The sequence below is a fragment of the Vibrio paracholerae genome (assembly GCF_037672085.1).
GTDB lineage: Bacteria > Pseudomonadota > Gammaproteobacteria > Enterobacterales > Vibrionaceae > Vibrio > Vibrio cholerae.
The window spans coordinates 817,818-843,792 of the sequence record NZ_JBBHLM010000002.1; the positions used below are offsets into that span (position 1 = coordinate 817,818).

At 47.9% G+C, this 25,975-nt stretch carries 29 protein-coding genes; 17 read left to right on the forward strand and 12 right to left on the reverse strand.

What is annotated here, in order from left to right; all coding sequences use genetic code 11:
* The first annotated feature begins 1 nt into the window (after position 1).
* The 7 genes from prfA (at position 2) to ybaK (ending at position 6,967) form a co-directional block, all read left to right on the forward strand.
* A complete protein-coding gene (gene prfA / locus R4537_RS09100) occupies positions 2–1,090 on the forward strand; it encodes a peptide chain release factor 1 (protein ID WP_000647701.1) in 1,089 nt (362 codons plus the stop codon).
* A 3-nt stretch (positions 1,091–1,093) separates the two neighbouring features.
* The gene (prmC, locus tag R4537_RS09105) at positions 1,094–1,954 is read left to right on the forward strand and encodes a peptide chain release factor N(5)-glutamine methyltransferase (protein WP_071178735.1); all 861 of its coding nucleotides are present in this window, start codon (positions 1,094–1,096) and stop codon (positions 1,952–1,954) included.
* Complete coding sequence (locus tag R4537_RS09110) at positions 1,954–2,337, forward strand: SirB2 family protein (protein ID WP_000272895.1); 384 nt, start codon at positions 1,954–1,956, stop codon at positions 2,335–2,337. Before prmC ends, R4537_RS09110 begins: the two co-directional genes overlap by 1 nt.
* A gap of 15 nt (positions 2,338–2,352) precedes the next feature.
* Entirely contained in the window at positions 2,353–3,165 is an 813-nt protein-coding gene (locus R4537_RS09115) for a SirB1 family protein (protein WP_071178734.1), read from the forward strand.
* A gap of 19 nt (positions 3,166–3,184) precedes the next feature.
* On the forward strand, positions 3,185–4,036 hold the full coding sequence (kdsA, locus tag R4537_RS09120; protein ID WP_071178733.1) for a 3-deoxy-8-phosphooctulonate synthase: 852 nt from the start codon (positions 3,185–3,187) through the stop codon (positions 4,034–4,036).
* A gap of 653 nt (positions 4,037–4,689) precedes the next feature.
* Positions 4,690–6,351, forward strand: coding sequence for a bifunctional UDP-sugar hydrolase/5'-nucleotidase UshA (gene ushA / locus R4537_RS09125; protein WP_071177903.1), 1,662 nt, complete (start codon positions 4,690–4,692; stop codon positions 6,349–6,351).
* A gap of 133 nt (positions 6,352–6,484) precedes the next feature.
* The gene (gene ybaK, locus R4537_RS09130; protein ID WP_071177902.1) at positions 6,485–6,967 is read left to right on the forward strand and encodes a Cys-tRNA(Pro) deacylase; all 483 of its coding nucleotides are present in this window, start codon (positions 6,485–6,487) and stop codon (positions 6,965–6,967) included.
* Positions 6,968–7,079: 112 nt separating this feature from the next.
* Here the strand turns inward: ybaK and R4537_RS09135 are convergent, their stop codons facing one another.
* Positions 7,080–8,333, reverse strand: coding sequence for a uracil-xanthine permease family protein (locus tag R4537_RS09135; RefSeq protein WP_071177901.1), 1,254 nt, complete (start codon positions 8,331–8,333; stop codon positions 7,080–7,082).
* Between the two features lie 220 nt (positions 8,334–8,553).
* Here R4537_RS09135 and R4537_RS09140 point away from each other — a divergent pair, with 220 nt between their 5' ends.
* Complete coding sequence (locus R4537_RS09140) at positions 8,554–9,687, forward strand: DUF2066 domain-containing protein (RefSeq protein ID WP_071177900.1); 1,134 nt, start codon at positions 8,554–8,556, stop codon at positions 9,685–9,687.
* A 164-nt stretch (positions 9,688–9,851) separates the two neighbouring features.
* Here the strand turns inward: R4537_RS09140 and R4537_RS09145 are convergent, their stop codons facing one another.
* The 4 genes from R4537_RS09145 to bepA are packed head-to-tail and all read right to left on the reverse strand — an operon-like array spanning position 9,852 to position 12,676.
* Positions 9,852–10,268, reverse strand: a complete 417-nt coding sequence (locus R4537_RS09145) for a DUF2069 domain-containing protein (protein ID WP_071177906.1) — start codon at positions 10,266–10,268, stop codon at positions 9,852–9,854.
* 23 nt (positions 10,269–10,291) lie between these two features.
* Positions 10,292–10,852 (reverse strand): NAD(P)H:quinone oxidoreductase, encoded by a 561-nt coding sequence (gene wrbA, locus R4537_RS09150; protein WP_071177899.1) that lies wholly within the window; start codon positions 10,850–10,852, stop codon positions 10,292–10,294.
* A complete protein-coding gene (gene arsC / locus R4537_RS09155) occupies positions 10,849–11,199 on the reverse strand; it encodes an arsenate reductase (glutaredoxin) (protein ID WP_000117767.1) in 351 nt (116 codons plus the stop codon). Before arsC ends, wrbA begins: the two co-directional genes overlap by 4 nt.
* A gap of 22 nt (positions 11,200–11,221) precedes the next feature.
* Positions 11,222–12,676 (reverse strand): beta-barrel assembly-enhancing protease, encoded by a 1,455-nt coding sequence (gene bepA / locus R4537_RS09160; protein ID WP_071177898.1) that lies wholly within the window; start codon positions 12,674–12,676, stop codon positions 11,222–11,224.
* Between the two features lie 183 nt (positions 12,677–12,859).
* Between bepA and R4537_RS09165 the strand changes: the two genes are divergently transcribed.
* The 3 genes from R4537_RS09165 (at position 12,860) to R4537_RS09175 (ending at position 16,212) form a co-directional block, all read left to right on the forward strand.
* Entirely contained in the window at positions 12,860–13,096 is a 237-nt protein-coding gene (locus R4537_RS09165) for a sulfurtransferase TusA family protein (RefSeq protein WP_032477773.1), read from the forward strand.
* Entirely contained in the window at positions 13,089–14,153 is a 1,065-nt protein-coding gene (locus R4537_RS09170) for an AI-2E family transporter (RefSeq protein ID WP_071177897.1), read from the forward strand. Before R4537_RS09165 ends, R4537_RS09170 begins: the two co-directional genes overlap by 8 nt.
* A 187-nt stretch (positions 14,154–14,340) precedes the next feature.
* Positions 14,341–16,212 carry a methyl-accepting chemotaxis protein gene (locus R4537_RS09175; protein ID WP_071177896.1) on the forward strand — a complete coding sequence of 624 codons (1,872 nt, stop codon included), beginning with the start codon at positions 14,341–14,343 and terminating at the stop codon, positions 16,210–16,212.
* Positions 16,213–16,313: 101 nt separating this feature from the next.
* Here the strand turns inward: R4537_RS09175 and bcp are convergent, their stop codons facing one another.
* A complete protein-coding gene (bcp, locus tag R4537_RS09180) occupies positions 16,314–16,781 on the reverse strand; it encodes a thioredoxin-dependent thiol peroxidase (protein ID WP_071177895.1) in 468 nt (155 codons plus the stop codon).
* Between the two features lie 14 nt (positions 16,782–16,795).
* Positions 16,796–17,338, reverse strand: coding sequence for a glycine cleavage system transcriptional repressor (locus R4537_RS09185; RefSeq protein WP_071177894.1), 543 nt, complete (start codon positions 17,336–17,338; stop codon positions 16,796–16,798).
* 277 nt (positions 17,339–17,615) lie between these two features.
* Between R4537_RS09185 and dapA the strand changes: the two genes are divergently transcribed.
* Together dapA and bamC are read left to right on the forward strand one after the other, a co-directional pair.
* Positions 17,616–18,494, forward strand: coding sequence for a 4-hydroxy-tetrahydrodipicolinate synthase (dapA, locus tag R4537_RS09190; RefSeq protein WP_000491214.1), 879 nt, complete (start codon positions 17,616–17,618; stop codon positions 18,492–18,494).
* Positions 18,495–18,551: 57 nt separating this feature from the next.
* A complete protein-coding gene (gene bamC / locus R4537_RS09195) occupies positions 18,552–19,571 on the forward strand; it encodes an outer membrane protein assembly factor BamC (protein ID WP_071177893.1) in 1,020 nt (339 codons plus the stop codon).
* 125 nt (positions 19,572–19,696) lie between these two features.
* Here the strand turns inward: bamC and R4537_RS09200 are convergent, their stop codons facing one another.
* From R4537_RS09200 to R4537_RS09215, 4 genes are read right to left on the reverse strand one after another with little or no spacing between them, the layout of a single operon-like run.
* Positions 19,697–19,915, reverse strand: coding sequence for a DUF2897 family protein (locus R4537_RS09200; RefSeq protein WP_071177892.1), 219 nt, complete (start codon positions 19,913–19,915; stop codon positions 19,697–19,699).
* Position 19,916: 1 nt separating this feature from the next.
* Entirely contained in the window at positions 19,917–20,591 is a 675-nt protein-coding gene (locus R4537_RS09205; protein ID WP_071177891.1) for a M15 family metallopeptidase, read from the reverse strand.
* 2 nt (positions 20,592–20,593) lie between these two features.
* Complete coding sequence (gene dapE / locus R4537_RS09210; protein WP_071177890.1) at positions 20,594–21,727, reverse strand: succinyl-diaminopimelate desuccinylase; 1,134 nt, start codon at positions 21,725–21,727, stop codon at positions 20,594–20,596.
* Positions 21,728–21,757: 30 nt separating this feature from the next.
* On the reverse strand, positions 21,758–22,105 hold the full coding sequence (locus R4537_RS09215; protein ID WP_000156592.1) for an ArsC family reductase: 348 nt from the start codon (positions 22,103–22,105) through the stop codon (positions 21,758–21,760).
* A 250-nt stretch (positions 22,106–22,355) separates the two neighbouring features.
* Here R4537_RS09215 and R4537_RS09220 point away from each other — a divergent pair, with 250 nt between their 5' ends.
* Entirely contained in the window at positions 22,356–22,643 is a 288-nt protein-coding gene (locus R4537_RS09220) for a winged helix-turn-helix domain-containing protein (protein WP_000423624.1), read from the forward strand.
* Between the two features lie 66 nt (positions 22,644–22,709).
* Here R4537_RS09220 and R4537_RS09225 read toward each other — a convergent pair whose 3' ends face one another.
* Positions 22,710–23,066, reverse strand: coding sequence for a DUF2956 domain-containing protein (locus R4537_RS09225; RefSeq protein WP_000799589.1), 357 nt, complete (start codon positions 23,064–23,066; stop codon positions 22,710–22,712).
* Between the two features lie 143 nt (positions 23,067–23,209).
* Here R4537_RS09225 and R4537_RS09230 point away from each other — a divergent pair, with 143 nt between their 5' ends.
* The 3 genes from R4537_RS09230 to R4537_RS09240 all read left to right on the forward strand — a co-directional run bounded on the left by R4537_RS09230 (position 23,210) and on the right by R4537_RS09240 (position 25,909).
* Entirely contained in the window at positions 23,210–23,674 is a 465-nt protein-coding gene (locus R4537_RS09230) for a DUF2919 domain-containing protein (protein ID WP_001270703.1), read from the forward strand.
* 65 nt (positions 23,675–23,739) lie between these two features.
* On the forward strand, positions 23,740–24,648 hold the full coding sequence (locus R4537_RS09235; protein ID WP_000477170.1) for a Dyp-type peroxidase: 909 nt from the start codon (positions 23,740–23,742) through the stop codon (positions 24,646–24,648).
* 124 nt (positions 24,649–24,772) lie between these two features.
* Positions 24,773–25,909: a flagellin gene (locus R4537_RS09240; protein WP_071177889.1), complete on the forward strand. Its 1,137-nt coding sequence runs from the start codon at positions 24,773–24,775 to the stop codon at positions 25,907–25,909.
* Positions 25,910–25,975: the final 66 nt, after the last annotated feature.

The following is a 25,975-nucleotide window of genomic DNA, read 5'->3' on the forward strand; positions in this document are numbered from 1 at the left end:
TATGAAAGCGTCGATTTTAAGCAAGCTTGAATCCCTTGTTGAGCGCTACGAAGAGGTTCAGCACCTCCTTGGCGACCCAACAGTTATCGGTGATCAAAATAAATTCCGTGCTCTGTCCAAAGAGTATTCGCAACTGGAAGAGATCACTCAGTGTTTCCAAGCTTACCAACAAGCGAAGGAGGATCTGGTTGCTGCCGAAGAGATGGCACAAGAAGACGATGCAGAAATGCGTGAAATGGCACAGGACGAGATCAAAGCGGCGAAAGCGGCAATTGAGCGCCTGACCGATGAACTGCAAATTCTGTTGCTGCCAAAAGATCCAAACGATGATCGCAACTGCTTCTTAGAAATTCGCGCGGGTGCAGGTGGTGACGAAGCGGGTATTTTTGCTGGCGATTTGTTCCGTATGTACAGCCGTTTTGCGGAGAAAAAAGGCTGGCGTATCGAAGTGATGTCATCGAGTGAAGCGGAACACGGCGGCTACAAAGAGATGATCGCGAAAGTGAACGGTGACGGTGCTTACGGTACGCTGAAGTTTGAATCTGGCGGCCACCGAGTACAACGTGTTCCGGCGACGGAAGCGCAAGGGCGTATCCACACGTCCGCTTGTACTGTTGCGGTGATGCCTGAAATTCCAGAAGCGGAAATTCCAGAAATCAAAGCCAGCGATCTGAAAATTGATACGTTCCGCTCCTCGGGCGCGGGTGGTCAGCACGTTAACACCACCGATTCGGCTATCCGTATCACTCACTTACCGACTGGTATTGTGGTCGAGTGTCAGGATGAGCGTTCGCAACATAAGAACAAAGCCAAAGCGATGTCAGTATTGGCTGCGCGTATTGCTCAAGCTGAAGAGTCAAAACGCGCTGCGGAAATTTCCGATACACGCCGCAACCTTCTGGGTTCTGGCGATCGTAGTGACCGCATTCGCACTTACAACTACCCGCAAGGTCGAGTGTCCGATCACCGTATCAACTTGACGGTATATCGCCTGACCGAAGTGATGGAAGGGGATATGCAATCCTTGATTGACCCTGTAATTCACGAGCATCAAGCGGATCAATTGGCGGCACTGGCGGATCAAAACTAATCCATGTCAGTCACCATTGAAGCGGCATTAAAAGCGGCAACCGAGCAACTGCAGCAAAGCGGCAGTGATTCGCCAGCCCTAGATGCCGCAGTACTCCTTTGCCATGTACTGGCTAAGCCTCGTTCTTACTTGTTGACTTGGCCTGATAAAACCCTGGAGAAGCCTACTTTGGCTTCTCTCGATGTGCTTCTTGCTCGCCGCAGGGCGGGAGAGCCGATGGCCTACATTCTCGGTGAGCGCGAATTTTGGTCGCTGCCGTTGAAAGTCTCTCCTTCGACACTTATTCCACGTCCGGATACGGAACGTTTGGTTGAATTAGCGCTGGATAAAGCGGCGTTGATTGACGGCGAACTGCTGGATCTTGGCACCGGAACTGGGGCGATTGCGTTAGCTTTGGCTTCGGAATTGCCAACACGGCAAGTCACGGGGATTGATTTACGTCCGGAGGCGGCAGAGCTAGCAAGAGAAAACGCGACTCGCTTGGCGATCCACAATGCGCAGTTTTTGCAGGGCAGTTGGTTTAGCCCGCTAGCAGACGGTACGAAGTTTGCTTTGATCGTCTCCAACCCGCCTTATATCGAAGAAAATGATCCGCATTTGAGTCTGGGCGATGTGCGTTTTGAGCCGAAAAGCGCGTTAGTTGCCGCAGAAAATGGTTTGGCGGACATTCGCCACATCAGCACGCACGCGCCACGTTTTTTACTCGATGGCGGCTGGCTTTTGTTTGAGCATGGTTACGTTCAAGGCGTTGCGGTGCGCACGATTTTGCGTGATTTAGGCTATCAAAACATCATTACCGAGCAAGATTATGCCGGTCATGATCGAGTTACACTGGGACAATATAAAACGGAAAGAGAAGCATAATGTACGAAGGATTAAAACATTTTCACCTGTTCACTATCGGCGTCAGCGTAGTCATGCTGTCGATTCGCTATGTGCTCATGATGATGAATTCAGCACACCTAGAGCGTAAGTTTTTCAAAATTTTCCCGCATGTGAATGACACGTTATTGCTGCTTTCCGGTATCGGTTTGATATTCATCACTGGATTCATTCCTTTTACCGCTGCCGCGCCGTGGATGACAGAAAAATTTACCTGCGTGCTGGCGTACATCGCGCTAGGCTTTTTTGCACTGAAATTAGGTCGTAATAAATTGCTGCGTAGCTTTGCGTTTTTTGGCGCGTTGGGCTGGTTGGCGATGGCTGGAAAAATCGCGGTCGCCAAAGCGCCGATTCTGTTTGGTTAAGCTTAAGGTGCGACCATGCTGAATTTATGTGATGAAGATTTTGATGCGATGGAGTTGGTGGAAGGAGCGCTTGCGCTCAACAAAGCCATTAATCCCGAAACGCAGCTAGAATGGGCTCACATCGAGTTAGCACGTCTGCTAAAAGAAGCCGAACTGGCACTGGTACATGAGCGTGATGAGAAAGCGCGTTTCGAGGCTTTTTTGCGCCTGTTTTATCAAGAGTGGGGCTTTAGCGGCGATCGCGAAGCCTACTTTGATTCTCGCAATGCCTTTATTGATCAAGTATTGCAGCGGCGCAAAGGCATTCCTGTCAGTTTAGGCTCATTACTGCTCTACCTAGGACACAAACTCGGCTTTCCACTCAATGGGATAAGTTTCCCGACTCAGTTTCTGCTGTCGCTCAATTGGCCGGGAGAGCGGCCGATCTATCTCAATCCATTTAATGGCGAGATCGTGTCACAACATACACTGCAAGCTTGGTTAGTTGGGCACAAAGGCCCACTGGCCAAGCTTAAGCCACAGCATTTACAAAGTGTCGATAATCCGACCATTATTGGGCGTTGGTTGGCGCTACTCAAAAGTGCCTTACTGCGTGAAGAGCGCTATACTCTGGCGCTAAGATGTACCGATTTGGCACTCACTTTTGTGCCCGATGACCCATACGAAATCCGTGATCGTGGCTTTATTTACCAACAGCTACAGTGCCATCAAATTGCTATTTCGGACTATCAATATTTTATTGATCACTGTCCGAACGATCCTGCGGCTGAATTGTTAAAAACGCAAGTCAATGCACTCAGTCACGACAGTCAAGTGACGCTGCATTAACCCAACAAGAGAGATTAAGATGGAACACAAAATTGTCCATGTCGGTGATATTCCGGTTGCCAACGATAAGCCGTTTACCCTATTTGCAGGGATGAACGTACTGGAATCGCGTGATTTGGCGATGCAAATTTGTGAGCACTACGTGAAAGTGACCGACAAGCTCGGTATCCCTTATGTGTTCAAAGCATCGTTTGATAAAGCGAACCGCAGTTCAGTGCACTCTTACCGTGGCCCAGGCTTGGAAGAAGGGATGAAAATTTTCCAAGAGCTGAAAGAGACCTTTGGCGTGAAGATCATCACCGATGTCCATACAGAAGCGCAAGCGCAGCCTGTGGCGGATGTGGTGGATGTGATTCAGTTGCCTGCCTTTTTGGCCCGTCAAACCGACTTGGTTGAAGCGATGGCGAAAACTGGCGCGGTCATTAACGTGAAAAAACCGCAGTTCATGAGCCCGGGTCAAGTTGGCAACATCGTTGAGAAGTTTGCTGAGTGTGGCAACGACAAAGTGATCTTATGTGAGCGCGGCTCTTGCCACGGCTACGATAACCTCGTCGTCGATATGCTCGGTTTTGGTGTGATGAAGCAAGCCTCTAACGGCAGTCCAATCATTTTTGATGTGACGCACTCACTGCAAATGCGTAATCCATCAGGTGCGGCATCGGGCGGTCGTCGTGAGCAGACCGTTGAACTGGCGAAAGCCGGTTTGGCGACGGGCATTGCGGGTCTGTTCATTGAAGCGCACCCAAATCCAGATAAAGCGCGTTGCGATGGCCCATCGGCATTGCCTCTCGACAAATTAGAGCCATTCCTTGCGCAAATGAAAGCGCTGGATGATTTGATCAAAAGCTTTGTGCACATCGATATTCGATAAGTGCGATAGCCCGACTCTATATTGTGTTGCAAGCCATCTTCGGATGGCTTTTTTCATGTCTATACCCTTCCTACTTGAAGCTGCAGCGGTGTTGGCTACGTTCGTTCACCCCAATCACATAGTCTATCTATGCTCATGGGGACTCACTCACTTGCCGCCTACCTGCAACTCCAAGTAGTTTGGGTATAACGCCTATCAATACGGCTCTGCGGCAGCAAACGACAGTTTCTGTATACCCTTCCTACTTGAAGCTGCAGCGGTGTTGGCTACTTTCTTTCACCCCAATCACATAGTGTATCTATGCTCATGGGGACTCACTCACTTGCCGCCTACCTGCAACTCCAAGTAGTTTGGGGATAGATTAAACGCTTGCGCGCACAAAACGGCTTAAAAGCCCATCCCATTAGTCAAACGTTTGCCTGTGATCCGAGCAGGTTATCTTTTTAACTCTTTCTATTGATTACATTATATTGGTCACTTTTAGGTGATCTACTCTACATAAATATGAAATCAAGCTGCCTCACCAAGTCGGTTACTTTAAACTAGGTCATGTTTTATTCGCACACTCTGCTGTGTGTTCTAGTCATTACAAGGGTGTAAGTGCCCTTGCCGACATTTCAAGCAGTGGTTTTCATCAGTTCAAAGGTATGACAATGAAACAAGGCCTCATTCTAAAATCCGTCCTCAGTGCAGCCATTATTGCCTCTTTGGCAGGTTGTGCAACTGCACCCGCTCAGCAGTGGGAAGCAGACAAAACCTACAAACTCACTATTCTGCACACCAACGATCACCATGGTCGTTTCTGGCAAAACCAGTATGGTGAATATGGCATGGCAGCACGTAAAACGCTGATTGATCAACTGCGTGCTGACATTGAAGCTCAAGGTGGCAGCGTATTACTGCTCTCGGGTGGTGACATCAATACTGGGGTACCAGAATCAGACCTACAAGATGCAGAGCCTGATTTCAAAGGCATGAGCAAAATCGGTTACGACGCTATGGCGCTGGGTAACCACGAATTTGATAATCCACTTGAAGTGCTGTTTAAGCAAAAAGAGTGGGCGAACTTCCCAATGCTGTCGGCCAACATTTACGATAAAGTGACGGGTAAGCGTCTGTTTGAACCGTACCATATCTTTGATAAGCAAGGGATTAAGATTGCGGTTATTGGTTTAACCACCGAAGACACCGCGAAAATTGGTAACCCAGAATACATCGGTGGCATCGACTTCCGCGATCCGAAAGAAGAAGCGAAGAAAGTGATCGCTGAGCTGAAGAAAAAAGAGAAGCCCGATCTTATCATCGCAGTGACGCACATGGGACACTACCAAAACGGTGAGCACGGTGTGAACGCCCCAGGTGATGTTGCTTTGGCGCGCTACTTGCCAGCGGGCGAGTTGGATATGATTGTCGGCGGTCACTCACAAGAGCCAGTGTGTATGGAAGGCCCCAATCTGGTGAAGAAGAATTTTAAACCAGGTGATGAGTGTAAACCGGATATTCAAAACGGCACTTACATTGTTCAAGCTTACGAGTGGGGTAAATACGTAGGTCGTGCGGATTATGAATTCCGTAATGGTGAGTTGAATATGGTCAGCTATAACCTCATTCCAGTTAACTTGAAGAAGAAAGTTGAAGTGAATGGTGAAACTCAGCTCGTGTTTGCGACTTCTGAAATTAAAGAAGACAGCGCAATGCTAGAGTTCCTGCGCCCATTCCAAGAGAAAGGTCAAGAGCAACTGAGCATCAAGATTGCCCACAGTAACGGTAAGCTAGAAGGCGATCGTAACGTGGTGCGTTTTGAGCAAACCAACCTAGGCCGCATGATTGCAATGGCGCATATGCAACGTGCCAAAGCCGATTTTGCAGTAATGAACTCTGGTGGCGTACGTGATTCTATCCAAGCCGGTGACATCACTTATAAAGATGTGCTGAAAGTGCAGCCATTTGGCAACATCGTCAGCTATGTAGATATGAATGGTCAGGAAGTGCTGGATTATCTCAATGTCGTCGCTACCAAGCCGGTTGATTCAGGCGCGTATGCCCAGTTCGCAGGTATTTCCATGACGGTTGCAGATGGTAAAGTCTCTGACGTGGTCATCGGTGGCAAACAACTGCGTCTCGATGCGACCTACCGTTTCACTGTGCCAAGTTTTAACGCAGCGGGTGGTGATGGTTATCCAAAAATTACTGACCACCCAGGCTATGTCAACACTGGCTTTGTGGATGCCGAAGTACTGAAAGATTACCTTGAGGCGAACAGCCCAATCGATGTGAACCGTTTCGCGCCAGCGGGCGAGATTGTTTATCGTTAATAAGGTTTGACTCGCAAAGTTGAATTGCGTTTACTGACAGGCGGTGTGCAAACACCGCCTTTTTTGTTTTGCCATGCCCATATGGCCCGAGCTCTGCCCATCAGCAGTGTGAGTAAATGAGGACACGTGATTCATGACTCCTGCAATCAATCTTGCAAAGAAAAATAAAATCTTCCATACCATTCATCAATATGAACATGATCCGAGCCATGCCAGTTATGGCCTAGAAGCGGCGCAGGCGCTCGGTCAAGATCCGAAGCGCGTATTCAAAACCTTACTGTTTTGTATGAATGGTGAGGAAAAAAATCTCGCGGTAGCGATTATTCCTGTCGATCTCAAACTGAATTTAAAGCTCGCGGCCAAAGCGGCCAAAGCCAAAAAAGCCGAGATGGCCAAACCGGACATTGCTGAGAAAACCACAGGTTATGTGGTGGGAGGGATAAGCCCTCTTGGCCAGAAAAAAGCGCTGCCAACCTTTATTCATCAAAGTGCGCAAAGCCAAGCGACGATTTGTGTCAGTGCTGGTAAACGTGGTTTAGAAATTGAGTTATCACCGCAAGATCTCGCGCGCTTAACCCGTGGCCAGTTTGCGGATTTGTGTCAAGAAGAGAGTTAATCCGTACTAAAAACGGCCTCTTTTGAGGCCGTTGAACGCCTTGCTACTTGACGCTGTAGCGGTGTTAGCTGCGAAACGCCAAGTGGCTTGGTGAGTGTTAATTATCACAAGATCAGTGACGCGTTTCCTCTTCCATTTGTGCATTATCCACTACGTGATTCTCACCTAAGTCGTTTGGCAGAATGAGGTTAAGGATAATCGCTAGGATACCGCACAAGCTCACGCCTTGCAGACTAAAGTCACCTACGCCAAAAGCCATACCACCAATACCAAAGACCAGAGTGACAGCCACAATCACTAAATTGCGTGATTTGTGTAAATCCACTTGGTTTTTGATCAGCGTATTCAAACCGACGGTGGCGATGGATCCAAACAGCAGGATCATGATGCCGCCCATGACCGGAACCGGAATGGTTTGCAGCAGTGCGCCGAGTTTGCCAACCAAAGCAAGTACGATAGCTGTGATCGCCGCCCAAGTCATGATCGCTGGGTTAAATGCACGAGTCAGCATTACGGCTCCAGTCACTTCACTGTATGTGGTGTTGGGTGGCGCGCCAAGCATGGTTGCGGCCATGGTCGCGACCCCGTCACCTGCGATAGTGCGGTGTAAGCCCGGTTTCTTTATGTAGTCTTTGTTGGTCACATTAGAAATAGCCAGCATATCGCCCACGTGTTCGACCGCTGGGGCAATCGCAACAGGGATCATAAATAGAATGGCGTTGATATTAAACTCAGGGAAGGTAAAGTTTGGCAAAGCGAACCAAGCCGCTTGTTCAACCGCAGCAAAACTCACAACGCCCATGACAAGGGAGAGTGTATAACCGCTAATGATCCCGGCCAAAATGGGCACGAGCTTGAAAAAGCCTTTGGCAAATACGCTAAATACCACAGTCACCAGCAAAGAGAGACAAGAGATCCAGAGTGCAGCTTGTGGATCAATGAGCTGTACCGAACCGTCGCCCGTTTTACCAAGCGCCATATTGACCGCAACTGGGGCGAGCCCCAAACCGATCACCATAATCACAGGACCAACGACAACTGGTGGCAGCAGTCGGTGAATAATGCCTACTCCACGTAACTTAATTACGCCACCGAGCAAAATATACACCATACCGGCAGCCATGAGTCCGCCCATAGTGGCAGGAATGCCCCAAGTTTGGATACCGAACATAATGGGAGCGATAAAAGCAAAAGAAGAGGCGAGGAAAATAGGGACAGAGCGGCGGGTGATCAATTGGAAAAGCAGAGTTCCTAAACCGGCACCAAACAGTGCAACGTTTGGATCGAGTCCGGTCAGAAGCGGGACCAGAACCAACGCGCCGAATGCGACAAACAGCATTTGCGCGCCTTGTATGGCATTTTTCATCGTATTTTCCCTGAGCTAAATAAAAATTCGCGGGATTCTATCACTTCTGCAATCGATTGCGAGCGGAAAAAGATCAAAAATTGATAGGATTATAGGCTATGTTTAAAAACGACGTGGATCGCGTCGCACAAATTCTGACGCACTCCTGTAACCTCTCGCCTTGCTGAACTTTAGATAGTTGCTTATCATCGTTGTTCAGTAAACAGAATGTAGGTATGGTATGCGCTATTTAGCTGTGTTGATGATGGGATTGCTTACGTTTCCCGCCTTCGCCCTCACTCGAGTCAACTTGTATCAGGCTGAAGTTGCGGTCGATCCGCAGCAAAGTAACGCTGATACGGCGGCGCGTGTCCGTGGTATGGAAGAAGTGATTGTCCGCGCTACTGGTAGCCAAGATGCGCTCAAAAATGATGCTGTGCAAAAAGCTTTGCGTCAGAGTAACCAGTACATCACCCAGATCAGCACTCAACAAGAGGGTGCTCAGTCGGTGATGCGTTTACAATTCAGCGCACAGCACATTCGCTCACTGTTAAGTCAAGCTCAGTTGCCGTTCTGGCCAGAAAGTCGCAGTAACTTACTGGTGTGGTTGGTGGAAGAAGCCAACTACGATCGCAGTGTGAGTTGGGAACACGCGGATACACCGTTACTGAACCAAATGAAAGCTCGTGCCCGTGTTCGCGGCTTACCCTTAACGGTTCCGGTTGGCGATTTTGATGATGTGACTGGCGTGCAGGTCTCCGATTTATGGGGGGGCTTTATCAACCCGATCAGCGTCGCAAGTCAACGTTATCCGACCGATGCGGTTTTGGTCGTGCGTGCGCAAGGTTCTGAACTGCGTTGGACTCTGTTTGATCAGTTGGCTAACACCATGGTGAATCAACCGAAAGCGCCCATCTCAGGTCAAGCGTCCGGTGAGCAAGCTGCCACAGAGATGATTGATGAAATCAGTGATTACTACGCGCGTAAAAGCGCGGTTGTAGTAAGCAGTGCATCTTCGCAATCGGTATTGGCGCAATTTAGCCCACTTGATAGCGCGCAGGATTTCTTTGTGGTTGAGAACAAACTCAAGCGCTTAAGCTCAGTTGCTTCGCTGGATATTTTGAAGGTTCAAGATACTCAAGTAACCTTTAACGTGCATTTATTGGCCAGTGTGGAAGAGTTCACTAATGAAGTGTTACGCATGGGGTCGGCAGTATTGATGGAGATGCCGCCAGAAGAGCCCGTCTCTTCAGGCAATACCTCGTTGGAAAATAGTACGTCAGAAATGCCAGCTGATATGAGCAACCCCAATAACGCTACTGCTCAGCCACAACCTGTTCAACCTAAAACTCTCTATTTCTCTTGGCAAGGTTAGCCTTGAGGAGAGAGCCCAAAATGACTTGAATTGTCAGGCAGGTAGGGCACACATCTAATCAAAAAATAGCGCCGAAAAAGGCGCTATTTTTATTTCGATTATTACTTCCCAAATGGGTTTCATGCGCACTCTGCCAAGCAATGAGGCACCGATAGGCAAAAAGATCATTGGTGGTCAAAATGGGCTTTTTCTTGCTTTTCCACTTCAGAAAGTTTGGTCAACTTTAAGCCTAACTCCTTACCACGTAAACGTGCATAAAGGGTATTGCCGATAAATGCCGCAAAAGTCAGTAGCAGTTCAACCAAGGCTAACCAACGCTCCCCTCCATCTACATACAGCAAGGTCAAAGCATGCAAGAAATAGAGCATCAAAACAAAGTTTGCCCAAGCATGGGTATAAGGTTTGCCTTTGAGAATGCCAAACAGAGGCAGTAGCAGTGGTATGACCCAACCTATTGCGAGCGCGGTATGATTAATATGAGGATGTGGTGACAACGTGAGTTGCCACAGCAGGATCCAAACCAACAGAGCGAGGTTGGCACTCAGTGCCAACCAGCGATAAAACGCGGTCCGAGGTTGCATTGCAATACTGGAGGTGGTCATTGTTATCCCTTTAACTGTTTGGCCACATGAGCCAGGCGTTTTCCTAGCTGGCGTGCCAGCTCCGCCTCTTCACTAGAGAGTGTTTTTTGTTGATGGACATGGCTTGCGCCATACGGTGTACCGCCGGATTGAGTGGTGTGCAGGGCGGGTTCAGAATAGGGGATCCCTAAGATCAACATGCCATGATGCAGTAAAGGCAGCATCATACTCTGCTGGGTTGTTTCCTGCCCACCATGCAAGGTCGATGAGGAGGTGAACACACAAGCCGGTTTATCAATCAGCGCGCCACTTAGCCAAAGTGGCGTGGTTTGATCCCAAAAATGTTTCAATGGCGCGGCCATATTGCCAAACCAAACTGGGCTGCCAAACGCTAAGCCGTCACACTGTTTCAACTCTTCAAGGCTAAGGTAAGGATCGCTATCGCTTGCCGTGCCATCAAGTTCTGCGACGGTACGCAGCAAGGCCTGGCAGCCTTCTACGGATTCTACGCCGCGCGCAATTTGGCGTGCCAATGCTTGCGTACTACCGTGACGGCTATAATAGAGCACCACTATCGAAATCATAGAATTTCAAGCACTTGTTCAGGTGGTCGGCCATGACGAGCTTGACCGTTGCACACCACAATTGGGCGCTCAATCAGTTTCGGGTGTTCCGCCATCGCGGCAAACAGTGCATCATCACTCAATTGGCTATCCCCTAAATTGAGCTCTTTATACAGATCTTCTTTGCAGCGCATCATGGCACGCACCTCATTCAGCCCCAATTGTTGGTAGAGACGCTTGAGCTCTTCCACCGAAGGTGAGGTTTCTAAATACTTAATCACTTGCGGTGCAATGCCTTGGTTTTCGAGTAAGGCTAACGTTTCGCGGCTTTTGGAGCATTTTGGATTGTGATAAATCACGACTGACATAACGTCTCCTGAATCAGATTTATTATTGGAGGGATAAAAAGCGCTCGCGTTGCACCATTAACTGGTCAATCCGTGCATCGTAACGAGCTTGCGCCAAGCTACCCAATTCCACCAACTGACTGGCTTGGGTATAAAACTGAATCGCTTTGTTCCAGTTTGCTTGCAGCGCCATGATTTCACCGCGTGCCGCTAAGTCTTCCGCACTGTTACCTAAACGGCTATTGGCTTCAGACAGCAGTTGCCAACCATTGATGTCATTAGGATTGTCATGGGTGTAACGTTGCAAGATTCGAATGGCATCGGTGAACTTATCTTGCTTGAGCAGTACGTTCGCATAGTTAATGGTCAGCACCGAGTTATTTGGCGTCTGTTTGAGCGCCTTTTCTAACAAGTTTTGTGCTTTATCGGCTTGTTTGAGCTCAATATACAAATCACTGATCGCATCGAGATAAAAATGATTGTCCGGTTGTTCTTTAACTAGCTGAGTCAACAGAGGCTCTGCTTTATCGAACTGTTTGAGATCGAGATAGACCAAGGCTTTGCCGTACTGGATGGACGGCTGTAGGGTGGCGTCGATTTTTTTCTCACTGCGAGCAAACCAATCCAATGCTGCGTCCGCATCAATGCGCGCATAACGAGCGATGATCCGTGCGCGCGCCAAGTGATAATCCAAGTGTGGAGCAAGTTTGAGTGGCGGATATTGTCTGGCCCGCTCACGGCTATCGGTAATCCTGTCTTCTGGCAGTGGGTGAGTCAGCAGCATAGGGGGCGGCTTACTGGCGTAGCGATATTCATCAGCAAGGCGAGTGAAAAATTGCGGCATTGCGTTTGCGTCAAATCCGGCTTTGGCTAAGGTTGCGATACCGAATCGATCCGCTTCTTTTTCATTGCTGCGCGTGTAGTTAATCTGGCCTTGGATGCTGCCCGCCATGGTGGCGTTGATCGCCGCAATTCCTGCTTCTGGGGCGGCAATTGCCAGCAGTAATGAACCGGCGAGCGCTGCGATTGTCGCGGGAGAGCGACGTGCTTGTTCTTCCATGCTGCGCGCAAGGTGGCGTTGGGTGACGTGAGCAATTTCATGCGCCATGACCGACGCTAACTCACTTTCACTTTGGGCATGAAGGAACAGCCCAGAGTGCAAGGCGACGTAACCACCAAAAAAGGCAAAAGCGTTGATGTTACGATCGCGGATCATAAAAAAGGTGAACGGCGTTTTGACATCGTTGGCACTGGCGACTAAACGATGACCTAAATTATCAATGTACTCATTGAGCACAGGATCGTTAATCACTGGTTGGTTATTGCGCAGCATACGCATATAAGCATCGCCATAAATCAGTTCTTGATCTATGGTCAGCGTCGAGCCTGCTACCGTGCCAATATCCGGCAATTCGATAAGATCATTTTGTGCTATGGCAGGAAGACATTGTGCTGCAATGCATAGACATAACAGGGTACGTGTCGGGAAGAATTTCATAGTGGCGGTGCATACTCCGAGTTTATCTGCCTGTAAGACAAATCCGATGTCTATTGGTTTCTTGATTCGACGTTCAAGCAGTGAATTTCCTGTTAAAATCTACCACCCATTAACGCCAATTAGGTGTAACCCTGAACGAAAGCCGATACAATGTGCCACCTATATTAAGGATTAAGCGGCAGAATGGAACCGATTATTCTCGATTTGCGGGAGCAGCGTTGTCCTATGACGTTACTACTGGTTAAACGAGCCGCGGCAGCACTATCGCCCGGCGAATCTCTGACCATTTTGATTGCTGATCCTGCCTCACAACGTGACATTGAAAAGTATATTGCTCAACAGCCGCTGGATTTTCAGCGCGTTCTGAATCACGATCACTGTTCGCTCAAGGTTAGTAAGGAGACTTCGTTTAATGTTTGAAATGGTCAGTCGTTGGTATAAGCGACGCTTCTCCGATCCACACGCTGCCAGCTTGGTAGCGATTTTGTTGTTTGGTTTTATCACCATCTACTTCTTTGGCCATTTGATTGCCCCTTTATTGGTGGCAATAGTGCTTGCTTACCTGCTTGAGTGGCCTGTTACCCAACTGCGCCGATTACGAATTCCGCGCACCTTTGCCGTGATTATTGTGATTACGGTATTCACTGGTTTGATGATTTTGGCGGTGTTTGGTTTGGTGCCGACGATTTGGAAGCAGGTGGGGAATTTAATTAATGACGTGCCGAATATGTACAATGGTACGCAGAAGTTCATCACCAGTTTACCTGAACGTTATCCAGAGCTGGCACATCTAGAGATTGTCGAATCGGTAATCGGTAATGCCAAAAACAAAGTGCTAGGCATGGGCGAATCAGTGGTAAAAGGTTCTCTGGCGTCTCTGGTCAGCTTAGCCACGCTAGGGGTTTATCTGATTTTGGTGCCTCTATTAGTGTTCTTCTTGTTGAAAGATAAACAAGAGATGCTGCGGATGGCGAGTGGCATTTTGCCGCGTAACCGCAAGTTGGCGAATAAAGTTTGGGAAGAGATGAACCAACAAATCTCCAACTACATTCGTGGCAAAGTGCTGGAGATTGTTATCGTCGGCACAGTCAGTTACATCACGTTCGCGATTTTAGATCTGCGTTATTCCGTATTGTTGGCAGTTGCGGTAGGGCTTTCGGTATTGATCCCTTATATTGGAGCTGCAGTTGTAACCGTACCCGTGGCGATTGTGGCCTTGTTCCAATGGGGGCTGACACCGCAGTTTTACACCTTGTTGATTGCTTACGGCATTATTCAGGCTTTGGACGGTAACGTTTTAGTACCCGTACTTTTCTCTGAAGCGGTGAACCTACACCCGGTTGCAATCATTATTGCGGTACTCGTATTTGGCGGATTATGGGGCTTCTGGGGCGTGTTTTTTGCGATCCCATTAGCCACTCTCGTTAAGGCGGTGTGGAAAGCCTTACCAAGTATTGATGAAGAGCCCGCTTCCTAAAGAGCTAGTGGTGAAAAAAAATCAGCATTTTGCTGTTTTTTTATTGTCATTGAGTCCAAAACAAAAATTTCAGACTAAAGTTTGTAGAGAGAGTTGGCGATATAGCTCCTATAACAAAACCAATTTAATCAACACTATTTATCGCAAATGGGCAAATCAGGGACCCAGAACAGAAGGATCGGACATTATGAGGTTTAGTCAGAAGATCGTTGCCGCTTCATCGGCATTACTACTCTGTGTTATTGCACTGCTGTCATTCCAACAGCTCTCCACTGTACGTGAGGAGATTGAATCACTCGTTCAAGATAGCGTGATGGAGATGGTAAAAGGCGTCAAAAACACAATCGAGTCAGATCTTGCCAGTAAAAAGGGATTAGCGCAGTCAACGACGGAAATCTTGCAGGTTTACCCGACTGACAGAGAGTTTGTTAAGACAGTCTTAGAATCTCCGAATTTAAAACGCAGCTTTTTAGCGATTGGTTTAGGGTATGAATCCGATGCGACCGTCGTCGAAAATGATGATGGTTGGGAGCCAAGTGCCGATTATGATCCGCGTAAACGTCCTTGGTATGTTGATGCTAAACGTGAAAGAAAGCTGGTTGTGACTCAGCCTTATGTCGATATTTCAACTAAGCAGATTATTATTTCGATTGGTACTCCGGTTTATCAGCAAAGTAATTTTATCGGCGCTATGTTCTATGATGTTGAGTTGAGCCAGTTATCGGAATTAGTCAACTCTGTGAATTTGTTTAATGCAGGTTACCTGTTTATTACCACGAAAGACGGTATCACCATTGCTCACCCGAATGCAGAAAATAATGGAGAGAAGTTCAGTAAGTTTCTGCCAAACGTGGAGCTCAAAGAAGGATTACAGCATATAGAGTTGGGAGGAAAGTCGTACTTGGTTAACTTTACTCTAGTTCCTTCTGAGGGTTGGTATGTAGGTGCTTTAATCGATGAATCTATTGCTTTTGCTACTGTGGGTGATTTACGCCGTAGTTCAATGATTTACAGTGTACTCGGAGTATTGCTAAGTATCATTGGTTTAAGTTTCCTAATCAAAGTATTGATGAAACCCTTAGGTGCATTGAGTCGTGCAATTGAAGATGTTGCTTCTGGGCAGGGGGATTTAACCAAGCGTTTGGACACCAATACGGATGTCGAATTTGCAATATTGGCGAAGGATTTCAACGTGTTCTGTGAAACACTGCAAAAACGTATTCAACACCTAAAAGGGATTGGTGTTGAAATTATGCATGGCACAGAGCAAACAGTATTAGGTGCGCATGAGTCGGCCAGTGCCATGGCTCAGCAGTTGCAAGAGTTGGAGCAGCTCGCGACGGCAATGCATGAGATGGCGGTAACGGCGACAGAAGTGGCGAATAACGCGCAAGGAGCAGCGGCTGCGGCTCACGAGGCTGATGAAGCTTCACAAGATGGCAGCAAAGTGGTGAGTGATACCACGCGATCGATTGATGCACTTTCGGCTCGTATTGAACAAGCAGTTAAAGAAGTCAAAGGGTTAGAGGTCGCGACAGGTAATATCGAAACCATTTTGAAAGTTATTAACGATATAGCTGACCAAACCAACTTATTGGCCCTTAATGCGGCGATTGAAGCCGCGCGTGCGGGGGAATCGGGTCGTGGTTTTGCTGTGGTGGCTGATGAAGTACGTACCTTGGCGCAGCGTACTCAACAATCGACCACGGAAATTCGCAATATGATCGAACAGTTGCAAAGTGGTGCGAGTGCGGTTTCTGTTGCTATGAATGAGAGTAAGTACACGGCGGATGATGCTGTGCAGAAGGCGCAGCTTGCTAATGAATCTCTGCAACGGATTCGTAGCGCTATCCAACGAATCAGCGATATGAACATGCAGATTGCTTCTGCAGCGGAAGAGCAAAGTCTCGTTGCCGAGGAGATCAACACCAATACGGTGAAGATTAAAGACCTCTCGACTCAGGTGGCTGATTCGGCTCAAGCGGCGAGTGTGGCCATGGAAGTACAAACCGAAAACGTGCGCGAGCAAGGCAAACTCCTCAATACCTTTATTGTTTAGCGTTTTGACCGCGGTTTTTCTAGTACCCACAATAAGGCCAGTCAATGACTGGCCTTAATCTTTTCTGTATTTAAACTGACTAAAATCGGCATTTCTACCGATTATTTGCCGCTGAGGTAAGCCAGTACAACTTCATGGTGGTTGCTAGTTTTAAACTTATCAAAGACTTGCTCAATCACACCTTGTTCATTGATCAAAAAGCTAATGCGATGTAAGCCATCAAAGATTTTACCCATGAACTTTTTCTCACCCCATGCGCCAAACTGTTCAGCTACTTGGTGATCTTCATCCGATAACAGCGAGAAGTTGAGATTATCACGCTCAATGAACTTGCCTAATCGCTTCACGGGGTCGGTGCTTACACCCAGCACCACCACATTGTGTCCTTGCAGCTCCGCTTGAATATCGCGTAGTCCTTGTGCCTGTACTGTGCAGCCTGGCGTCATGGCTTTTGGGTAAAAGTAGAGCAGAACTTTTTTGCCTGCAAAATCCGCAAGCGTCACAAGATTGCCATTTTGATCTGGCAAAGAAAAAGCGGGAGCTGGAGTTCCAGCAGTAAGAATATTCATAATGATCCCTTTGATTACTGACTGTTTTTTATAAAGTTAAGTGAACCCTGAACATCAAGTGTTGTACATAAGGCATCAAACTCTTCTTGCAACTGCATGAGGTTACAACTTGAGTCCACTCGCGCGCTGATGGCGATGTGGAACTGATTTTGTTCGCTATGCAGTTTGTCTTTACTGATAGTCTGTGCACTCAGTGATGCCATACCGATTTGGCGCTGTGCGAAAAACTGGGTGAACTTTTCGGTCAGTCCCAGTTTATCGTCAGACTCTACGTACACTTCCACGGTATAAGCGTGGGTTTGATGATCATGAGGTGATGTACGTTTCATCATGGTGATCAGATCATGCTGTTGGCCAAGCAAAGGTAACGTTGTTTCGACGCGAGTAATGTTGCTTGGGGAGCCAGAAATTAACATCAAAAGTGTAAATTCTTTCCCAAACAGGGCGATGCGGCTATCAATAATGTTGCAACCCGCTTGGGTCACTAAGCGAACCACTTCGTTACAAATACCGGGTCTGTCAGTGCCCACGGCGGTGATCACAAGATGCTGAGTCATACTGTCACTTTAGAGATGATTTTTCGGGCATGTTAACACAGTTAAACTAGAGAAAAAGCGTGACCAAGTGCGTTTTTCCGTGCACTCACCCTGAAAATGACCACTGTTTGACACACACGACGAAGTGCTGTGTATAAAGGTAACTCGTCTTACCCTCCATTTATTGAGGTCATCTTATCAATATTCATCCGCATGGTGATTTAAGCCCATTTCTCCGCTTGTCTTTTTTTAGCGCCATGCATTACCATGCTGAGAGTATCAGATTAGGGAGATAGACATGTTTTCAGGAAGTATCGTTGCGTTAATTACCCCATTTACTCCGGACGGTGAAGTTGATTATATCAGCCTGAAAAAGCTGGTCGATTTCCATGTTGATGCAGGAACCGATGCTATTGTTTCCGTTGGCACCACCGGTGAATCCGCGACGCTAACGGTCGAAGAACACGTGAAAGTAGTAGCAAAAACGGTAGAGTTCGCTGAAGGTCGTCTGCCTATTATTGCTGGAACAGGTGCGAATGCGACCCATGAAGCGGTTACGTTTAGCCGCCTGCTGAATAACACAGGTATTGCAGGGTATTTGAGTGTCACGCCTTATTACAATAAGCCGACCCAAGAAGGCTTATTCCTGCACTACAACGCGATTGCACAAGAAACCGATATTCCCGTGATTTTGTACAACGTGCCGGGACGTACCGCAGTGGATATGCGCCCAGAAACCGTTGCCCGTTTATCTGAAATCAAGAACATTGTCGCACTGAAAGATGCGACCGGTGATTTAAGCCGTGTTGCGAAGCACCGTGAGATGTGTAAAGAAGGTTTTGTCCTACTCAGTGGTGATGATGCCACAGGCCTTGAATTCGTTAAGCTCGGGGGGCAAGGTGTGATTTCAGTGACCAACAATATTGCCGCTGCCGACATGGCGAAGATGATGCATTTGGCACTGGATGGTAAGTTCGACGAAGCGGCGATCATCAACCAACGCTTGATGACTCTGCATAAAAATCTGTTTATCGAATCGAGCCCAATTCCGGTGAAATGGGCAGCGCATAAGATGGGATTGATTGCAAATGGTGATCTGCGTCTACCTTTGACGCAACTTTCGGAACCAGCACGCCCAATCGTTGCCCAAGCCCTGTCTGAAGCCTGTATTTATTAAGGCGCGATCCATTACAATGCCGGGGTATCATGACCCCGGCAATTTTTAGGAGTTTCAATGAAGTTTTCTCGCCAGCTAGTTCTCGGTTCACTGGCTGTTTTGGTTTTAAGTGCTTGCTCCAGCAGCCCCACGCAACGACGCCAAGCCAAAGACGATTTCGACTATCTCGAAACCACAGAATTTAAGCCTTGGGTATTACCACAAGGTGCCACTCCTCAGTTTTACCCTAACTATGATATTCCGCAGGGGGCGTTTCATGGTGGTGTGGGGAATGTGGTCGATATTCGTCCGCCACAACAAGTGTTGGAACTTATCCCTGGTGCTCGCGCAGAACGTCAAAATGGCGAAGTGACCTTATGGATGTTGCGCCAAGATGAAGCACAAAAAGTGTGGGATACCGCACTGAAAATGATTGCTGAGCGCAAAATCCCTCTTCGTAAGCAAACCGATTCTATGGTGGAAACCGATTGGGTCGATTGGGTATCAGAAGATGAAGATGTGACGATTGGCAGCCGCTATTTAATGTCGATGGTGGAAACCAATAATCGTTATGGTTTTAAAATCTCGCTGATTGGTTGGCGTGAAAATGGTCAAGCGCAAACGGTCAGTACCACTAATAAAGAGCGTTATAACGCCTTTATGACCAACTTGGTCACGACTCGTTACGACGCCGATGTGCGTGCAGAAGCAGCGCGCCGTGCTCAAGAGTTGGTTAAGCAAATCCCGATTACCATGGGCTCAGATCGCAGTGGATTCCCCGTGATTATTGCGCGTACGCCTTACGATGTACTGTGGCAACGTTTGCCTGAGTTACTGCCAAAAATGGGCTTTACCATTGAAGAGCGTAACCAGTCGCAAGGTACGGTCAAAGCCAAATACGCTGCACCAGATGATCAATTCTGGCAACAGGTTGGGGTCAAACCGATTGAGCTTAAATCAGGTACATACACTTTCCTATTTGGTGACTTGGGTAACCGTACCTCTATTAACGTGACAGACTCTTCGGGTAAACCAGTCAACGAAGCGCTGTTGAAAGAGATGGTGCCTGTGCTGTCGGCTTTGGTTGACAAAAAGTAGTAGCACTGACTGAGGTAAGAGATCCTCGGTTGGTTAATCAATAAAGGGATGCGATTGCATCCCTTTATTACCAACAAAGCTGCGGCTATGTGCGGCTGCTTGTCACTCCAAGTTGTTTGGCTAATTCACGTTTTATCTTGCCGCTCATTATCTGTATCTGTCTGTGAATCTTCACGAGTTGCTGGATGCAGTTTTTTATCAAGTTCAATCAGTTTTTCGAGATCGCTGTTTTCATCCAATTTCTTAAGTCTTATATTCGATAAATGCTTAAGAGCTGCAAGATTCCCCACCATTACCGCTATCACAATGAAAGAAATAACCCAAGGGTTTAATAAGAACTCCATATTATCCCTCACAAACATGAGTGATGAAGCGCTGATAAATCTCCGGTAACAGCGCTTGGACTGTCGTTTTTCCTTCCATCGCTACGGCTGAGAGCTGCTCAAGCAATAGGGGCTCGCTCAGTGCTGCTAAGCATTGCTGCGCAGTCTGTTTATGACTGATATGCCAAGGTTCAAAGCCAATGCCTTGACCATGCTGATAGGGTAGGAAAAAACCAAATTGAGCCAGATGCGCGTTTAGCCATTGAGAGAACTCACTTTGATGCCCTTCAAGATATTCCCAGGGTTCAAGCAGTAGACTGGTATTCTCTGGTAAAGCATCGCGGTCATACACATCAAAATCCGTTCCCCAATGGTGACGACTTGCGCCCGGCAAGGCTGACCAGCGTAATATGGCTAACACTTTTTCAGCTTCACTCAGTGTGTTGCTATGCAATGGCTGGCTATGTTCATCGAGCAGCGGTTTTTGACCGAGCATTTTCTGGTTCCAGATCGCCAGTTGGCGTTCAAAGGAGCGAAAACCACTGGCGATACAAAGATTAAACCCTGCATCTTGCGCCGCTTGCTTGAGTGCTAAAAGATCCGCACTCACTTGCGGATGCACTTGAAACGCTTTTTGTCCGACCATTACGGAGATCAAATGTGTGTCGGTTTGCCCGGTCAGCTGCTCTGGGGTCATAGTTAGCCTAAAAGATGATTTAAGGTTTTTTGATACATATCGGTCAATTTCTCTAAATCCGCAATACGTACACACTCGTTTACCTTGTGAATGGTGGCATTGACGGGACCGAGCTCAACCACTTGTGCGCCCATTTGGGCAATGAAGCGACCATCAGATGTTCCGCCTGTCGTCAATAACGCAGGAGCTTGATGGTTTACTTCCTCTACTGCCGCGACTACTGCGGCCAGTAGTTCGCCCGTATCGGTCAGGAAGGGTTGGCCGCTGAGAGTCCATTTCACATCGTAATCGAGCCCGTGAGCATCCAAGACCGAATGTACGCGGCGTTTGATCTCTTCATCGGTGAGCTCTGTACTAAAGCGGAAGTTAAACTGCACATCAAATTCACCGGGGATGACATTCGATGCGCCAGTACCCGCTTGCAGGTTAGGAATTTGAAAGCTGGTGGGGGGGAAATAGGCGTTACCTTCATCCCATTGGGTGGCGGCGAGTTCGGCCAATGCGGGGAGCGCTTTATGCACGGGATTATTAGCCAGATGCGGATAAGCAACATGGCCTTGAGTGCCTTTTACCTTCAAATCCCCCGTGATGGAGCCGCGACGGCCATTTTTCACCACATCGCCTACGGCTAGGGTACTGGACGGCTCACCGACGATACACATATCGATCAGTTCGTTACGTGCCATTAGCGTTTCTACGACACGGACGGTACCGTTGATAAAGGGGCCTTCTTCATCAGAAGTGATCAAAAAACCGATCGAGCCTTGATGACCGGGGTGTTCGGCAATAAAACGCTCTACCGCCACAATCATACAAGCCAGCGAGCCTTTCATATCTGCTGCACCACGCCCATGCAGGAAACCATCAATCACAGTCGGCTCAAAAGGAGGAGTGTGCCACTGCGCCAAAGGGCCGGCAGGCACCACATCGGTATGACCTGCAAAAACAAACAGGGGAGATTGCGTGCCGCGGCGAGCCCAGAAGTTGGTGGTGTCTTCAAACACCATGCTTTCAATTTCGAAACCCAGCGCTTTTAAGCGCTCAATCATCAGATCCTGACATCCTGCGTCGGCAGGAGTAACGGATTGGCGGCTAATCAGATCTTTTGCCAGAGCCAGTACAGGGCTATCTGTCATCCTTGAAATTCCTTTTATTAATCAAAACGCTTAAGAAAAAAGAGCGCGATACTGGGCATCGCTAAAGCCAAGATGCAGTTCATCTTGACGTTGTAAAATAGGGCGCTTAATCATCGCCGGATGTTCTACTAACAATGCCACTGCATTGTCGGCATTCAAAGTGGCTTTTTGCTCATCACTCAGTTGGCGAAAGGTTGTGCCGCGCTTATTGAGTACTTGTTCCCAACCTAATTGGCTACAAAATCCAGCCACCAATTCTGGGGTAATGCCCTCTTTGCGATAGTCATGAAACTGGTAGGCGACGCCCGCTTGTTCTAGCCATTTACGGGCTTTTTTCATGGTGTCGCAGTTCGGAATGCCATACAAAGTGATCGTCATGTTTATCCTTAAATGGGTTTTATTGAAGGCCTGAATGGGTTGCTTCATGGTGTTGAGCTTAGGGCAACCTTGCTTATTGTGCGTTCAATCCTAACAGGAAGGTTCGGCAGAGACAAAAGTGTGATGTAGATATTTCACGCACGGAAAAAATAGCCTACTAAAGTAAATCGATTGGCAAGTTATTGATCAAACGCAACACATCACACAGTAAAACGGAAATAATGAGCACAGCATACTTTAGGAGGTATCAATGGAACTGAGTCCTGTATTCGCAAGGCGCTTATATTTAGCTTTGCTTGTGGAGAGCCTTGAGCGACCCAATGTCCCTAAACTGATTGAAAAGACGGGCTGGCCTCGTCGTACTATCCAAGATGTCATCAAAGCCATGCCGGGTATCGGTATTGAACTGAACTTCGTGCAAGATGGCCGCCGACACAATGATGGCTACTACCAGCTTTCTGACTGGGGCCCTTTTGACAGCCAATGGGTCACTGAACGCAAAAAAGACATTGCGGCAAGCTTAGGGTTTTGTGCTTAAAGCCAGCATCGCTGGCTTTTTCTTTATCCACATTATGCGGCTTGGCACATCATGCGGCTTGGTGCGTCAGCTGTTTTGCCACAACCAGTAACTGATAAAACCTAGCCAACTGAGCGCTAATAATACCCATGCGAGTTTGGCTTGATTGGTATGAGAGTCATCGCCGAGTTCGGATACATAGTCATCCGCTTCGTGGATTTCCTCTGTCGAAGATTGCTTGGCTTTTAACGCTTTTTTACGCAGCTTATCTGCCTGCCGGTGTTTCTCTTTCTGCTGCTTTTTGTATAAAGCAATCCCTTTTTCGATACCTTGAGTGATGAGCTTAGTTTGCTCTTTGGTTTGTCCGGGGCGCTGAGTCGCTTTCGCAATTTTTAACGCCTCTTGCTGGGTTTGTTCTGACGGAATGAGAGTCGTGTTTTTCATTAATCTATACGGTTTAAAAAGCTTAGGACTAAGACTAGCATGTGAGCGCAGGGTAAAAAATGGGGCGAGCTAAGAATAAGCAGTGGTCATTTAGGGGAATTGCGCTAGAGTGAACAGCCTGTGTTTTATGAGTTGAGAAAACCGTGCGTTATTCGATTGAACAGTATGATAGTCAAGGATTTTTAAAAGCACCGATATGGCTATGGCTAGGATGGCTGTTTCTTAATCGAGCTTGGGTCATGTTTGTGATGGCGGGGGTGAGCCGCGAACAAGGTTCCCATTTGCTCTCATTGATCTATCCCGATCACTCTTTGTTGTATGTTGGACTTGCGATGGGGGCTCCGGCTCTTGCCTTAATGTGGCTCATCACGTTACGCAGTTCGCAGCGGCAATGGGTCAATCAGATTGTCGCGCAAGGTCGTGCGATTTCTTTATTCGTTGTGATAGGCCAATTTGTGCAAACGGCTTTTCACGTTTACTTGCAGCAGGGGGCTTTTCACTGGGCCAACGCATTGACCCTACTCTTATTACTGTGGTTTGGCATTTACCTCGTGCAGAGTCGCCATGTGCGCGACAGTTTAAAAGCCCCCGCGTTGGATAAGGCATGATCATCATCAACGCGATGATTTTTCTTTTTATTACACTGAGCAAAACCGAAAAGTGAGGATTCATTATGTTTAAGTCACAGACCGCAATCTTGCCAGAAGCTGGCCCGTTTGCCCTGTACACACTACTGAAAGTTCGTCAGAACCACGCCCATGTTTTGCAAGCGCTTAAGGCTTTGCCTGCGTTAGTTGAGGAAATCAATCAAAATCAGCCAGGAGCCGAGCTGACGGTTTCTGTCGCGTTCAGCAAAGGTTTTTGGAGCCATTTTGAGATGGCGTCGCCACCAGAACTGATTGATTTTCCTGAGCTGGGTGAGGGCGAAACTCACGCGCCAAGCACGGATGTGGATGTGTTGATCCATTGTCACGCCACGCGCCACGATTTGCTGTTTTATACTCTACGTAAAGGGATTAGCGACATCGCTCAAGATATTGAAATCGTGGATGAAACCTATGGTTTCCGTTATTTAGACGCACGTGACATGACGGGCTTTATTGATGGCACAGAAAACCCGAAAGCTGAGAAACGCGCGGAAGTCGCGTTGGTGGCTGATGGCGACTTTGCGGGAGGCAGTTATGTGATGGTACAACGCTTTGTGCATAATTTGCCGGCGTGGAATCGTCTCAACTTAGCGGCGCAAGAAAAAGTGATTGGTCGTACTAAGCCAGATTCTGTCGAGCTAGAAAATGTTCCTGCCGCTTCGCATGTGGGGCGAGTGGATATTAAAGAAGAAGGCAAAGGATTGAAGATTGTTCGTCACAGCCTACCGTATGGCAGCGTGAGCGGCGATCACGGCCTACTGTTTATTGCGTACTGTCACACGCTGCATAATTTCAAAACTATGCTGGAAAGCATGTACGGTGTCACTGATGGCAAAACAGACCAACTGCTACGCTTTACCAAAGCCGTGACCGGGGCTTATTTCTTTGCACCGTCGCAAGTGATGTTGCAGGAACTGACACTCAAGAATCAATAATGCAACACCGTTGCATATGTTTCATGCCAAAGCCGAGCCTAGTGCTCGGTTTTTTTGATTAAAGAAAACTCACTTTACACCGATAAAAGAACAAGTAAGCAATCGTGTAAGGAGTGCAGCAGCCATGGCCATGACGGTAAATACCAATGTGTCTGCGCTGGTAGCACAGCGACATCTTAATTCTGCGTCCGAGATGCTCAATCAGTCTCTGGAGCGGCTCTCTTCTGGCAATCGAATCAACAGTGCCAAAGATGATGCGGCAGGACTGCAGATCTCCAATCGTTTGGAAACGCAAATGCGTGGCCTCGGCATTGCTGTGCGCAATGCCAACGATGGGATTTCGATCATGCAGACGGCTGAAGGGGCAATGCAGGAAACCACGCAACTATTGCAACGCATGCGCGACCTCTCTTTGCAATCGGCCAACGGTTCAAACAGTGCAGCCGAAAGAGTCGCATTACAAGAGGAAATGGCCGCTTTAAACGATGAATTGAATCGAATCGCTGAAACCACCTCTTTTGCGGGACGCAAGCTGCTCAATGGCCAATTTATGAAAGCCAGTTTCCAAATTGGTGCCAGCAGTGGTGAAGCCGTACAACTTTCACTGCGCAATATGCGATCAGACAGTTTGGAGATGGGCGGGTTTAGCTATGTTGCGGCTGCGCTGGCCGATAAACAGTGGCAAGTCACAAAAGGTAAACAACAGCTCAATATCAGCTACGTCAATGCGCAAGGGGAGAATGAGAACATTCAGATCCAAGCCAAAGAGGGAGACGATATTGAAGAGTTGGCGACTTACATCAATGGCCAAACCGATAAAGTCTCTGCGTCCGTGAATGAAAAGGGACAACTCCAGTTGTACATCGCGGGGAAAGAGAAGTCAGGCACCTTGTCGTTCAGTGGCAGTTTAGCCAACGAATTACAGATGAACTTATTGGGTTATGAAGCGGTGGATAATCTTGATATCAGCAGTGCTGGCGGAGCGCAACGCGCCGTCTCAGTGATTGATACGGCACTCAAGTATGTCGATGGGCATCGCTCAGAGCTAGGAGCGATGCAAAATCGTTTCCAACACGCGATCAGTAACCTCGATAACGTGCATGAAAACCTAGCGGCCTCGAATAGCCGGATTAAAGATGCTGATTACGCCAAAGAAACCACGCAAATGATTAAGCAGCAAATTTTGCAGCAAGTCAGCACTTCTGTGCTCGCTCAAGCGAAACGCCAGCCGAAGTTTGTGCTGTTTTTGCTGCGTAATTAACGCTGCCTGCTCGACTTCGTCTCTAACTCATTGTTCATCTGACTCAAGATCAAGCTCGCTTTATCG

Excerpts from the sequence above, each read along its gene's own strand:
- prfA (WP_000647701.1), top strand. The coding sequence starts at position 2 with ATGAAAGCGTCGATTTTAAGCAAGCTTGAATCCCTTGTTGAGCGCTAC.
- prmC (WP_071178735.1), top strand. The coding sequence starts at position 1,094 with ATGTCAGTCACCATTGAAGCGGCATTAAAAGCGGCAACCGAGCAACTG.
- R4537_RS09110 (WP_000272895.1), top strand. The coding sequence starts at position 1,954 with ATGTACGAAGGATTAAAACATTTTCACCTGTTCACTATCGGCGTCAGC.
- R4537_RS09115 (WP_071178734.1), top strand. The coding sequence starts at position 2,353 with ATGCTGAATTTATGTGATGAAGATTTTGATGCGATGGAGTTGGTGGAA.
- kdsA (WP_071178733.1), top strand. The coding sequence starts at position 3,185 with ATGGAACACAAAATTGTCCATGTCGGTGATATTCCGGTTGCCAACGAT.
- ushA (WP_071177903.1), top strand. The coding sequence starts at position 4,690 with ATGAAACAAGGCCTCATTCTAAAATCCGTCCTCAGTGCAGCCATTATT.
- ybaK (WP_071177902.1), top strand. The coding sequence starts at position 6,485 with ATGACTCCTGCAATCAATCTTGCAAAGAAAAATAAAATCTTCCATACC.
- R4537_RS09135 (WP_071177901.1), bottom strand. The coding sequence starts at position 8,333 with ATGAAAAATGCCATACAAGGCGCGCAAATGCTGTTTGTCGCATTCGGC.
- R4537_RS09140 (WP_071177900.1), top strand. The coding sequence starts at position 8,554 with ATGCGCTATTTAGCTGTGTTGATGATGGGATTGCTTACGTTTCCCGCC.
- R4537_RS09145 (WP_071177906.1), bottom strand. The coding sequence starts at position 10,268 with ATGCAACCTCGGACCGCGTTTTATCGCTGGTTGGCACTGAGTGCCAAC.
- wrbA (WP_071177899.1), bottom strand. The coding sequence starts at position 10,852 with ATGATTTCGATAGTGGTGCTCTATTATAGCCGTCACGGTAGTACGCAA.
- arsC (WP_000117767.1), bottom strand. The coding sequence starts at position 11,199 with ATGTCAGTCGTGATTTATCACAATCCAAAATGCTCCAAAAGCCGCGAA.
- bepA (WP_071177898.1), bottom strand. The coding sequence starts at position 12,676 with ATGAAATTCTTCCCGACACGTACCCTGTTATGTCTATGCATTGCAGCA.
- R4537_RS09165 (WP_032477773.1), top strand. The coding sequence starts at position 12,860 with ATGGAACCGATTATTCTCGATTTGCGGGAGCAGCGTTGTCCTATGACG.
- R4537_RS09170 (WP_071177897.1), top strand. The coding sequence starts at position 13,089 with ATGTTTGAAATGGTCAGTCGTTGGTATAAGCGACGCTTCTCCGATCCA.
- R4537_RS09175 (WP_071177896.1), top strand. The coding sequence starts at position 14,341 with ATGAGGTTTAGTCAGAAGATCGTTGCCGCTTCATCGGCATTACTACTC.
- bcp (WP_071177895.1), bottom strand. The coding sequence starts at position 16,781 with ATGAATATTCTTACTGCTGGAACTCCAGCTCCCGCTTTTTCTTTGCCA.
- R4537_RS09185 (WP_071177894.1), bottom strand. The coding sequence starts at position 17,338 with ATGACTCAGCATCTTGTGATCACCGCCGTGGGCACTGACAGACCCGGT.
- dapA (WP_000491214.1), top strand. The coding sequence starts at position 17,616 with ATGTTTTCAGGAAGTATCGTTGCGTTAATTACCCCATTTACTCCGGAC.
- bamC (WP_071177893.1), top strand. The coding sequence starts at position 18,552 with ATGAAGTTTTCTCGCCAGCTAGTTCTCGGTTCACTGGCTGTTTTGGTT.
- R4537_RS09200 (WP_071177892.1), bottom strand. The coding sequence starts at position 19,915 with ATGGAGTTCTTATTAAACCCTTGGGTTATTTCTTTCATTGTGATAGCG.
- R4537_RS09205 (WP_071177891.1), bottom strand. The coding sequence starts at position 20,591 with ATGACCCCAGAGCAGCTGACCGGGCAAACCGACACACATTTGATCTCC.
- dapE (WP_071177890.1), bottom strand. The coding sequence starts at position 21,727 with ATGACAGATAGCCCTGTACTGGCTCTGGCAAAAGATCTGATTAGCCGC.
- R4537_RS09215 (WP_000156592.1), bottom strand. The coding sequence starts at position 22,105 with ATGACGATCACTTTGTATGGCATTCCGAACTGCGACACCATGAAAAAA.
- R4537_RS09220 (WP_000423624.1), top strand. The coding sequence starts at position 22,356 with ATGGAACTGAGTCCTGTATTCGCAAGGCGCTTATATTTAGCTTTGCTT.
- R4537_RS09225 (WP_000799589.1), bottom strand. The coding sequence starts at position 23,066 with ATGAAAAACACGACTCTCATTCCGTCAGAACAAACCCAGCAAGAGGCG.
- R4537_RS09235 (WP_000477170.1), top strand. The coding sequence starts at position 23,740 with ATGTTTAAGTCACAGACCGCAATCTTGCCAGAAGCTGGCCCGTTTGCC.
- R4537_RS09240 (WP_071177889.1), top strand. The coding sequence starts at position 24,773 with ATGGCCATGACGGTAAATACCAATGTGTCTGCGCTGGTAGCACAGCGA.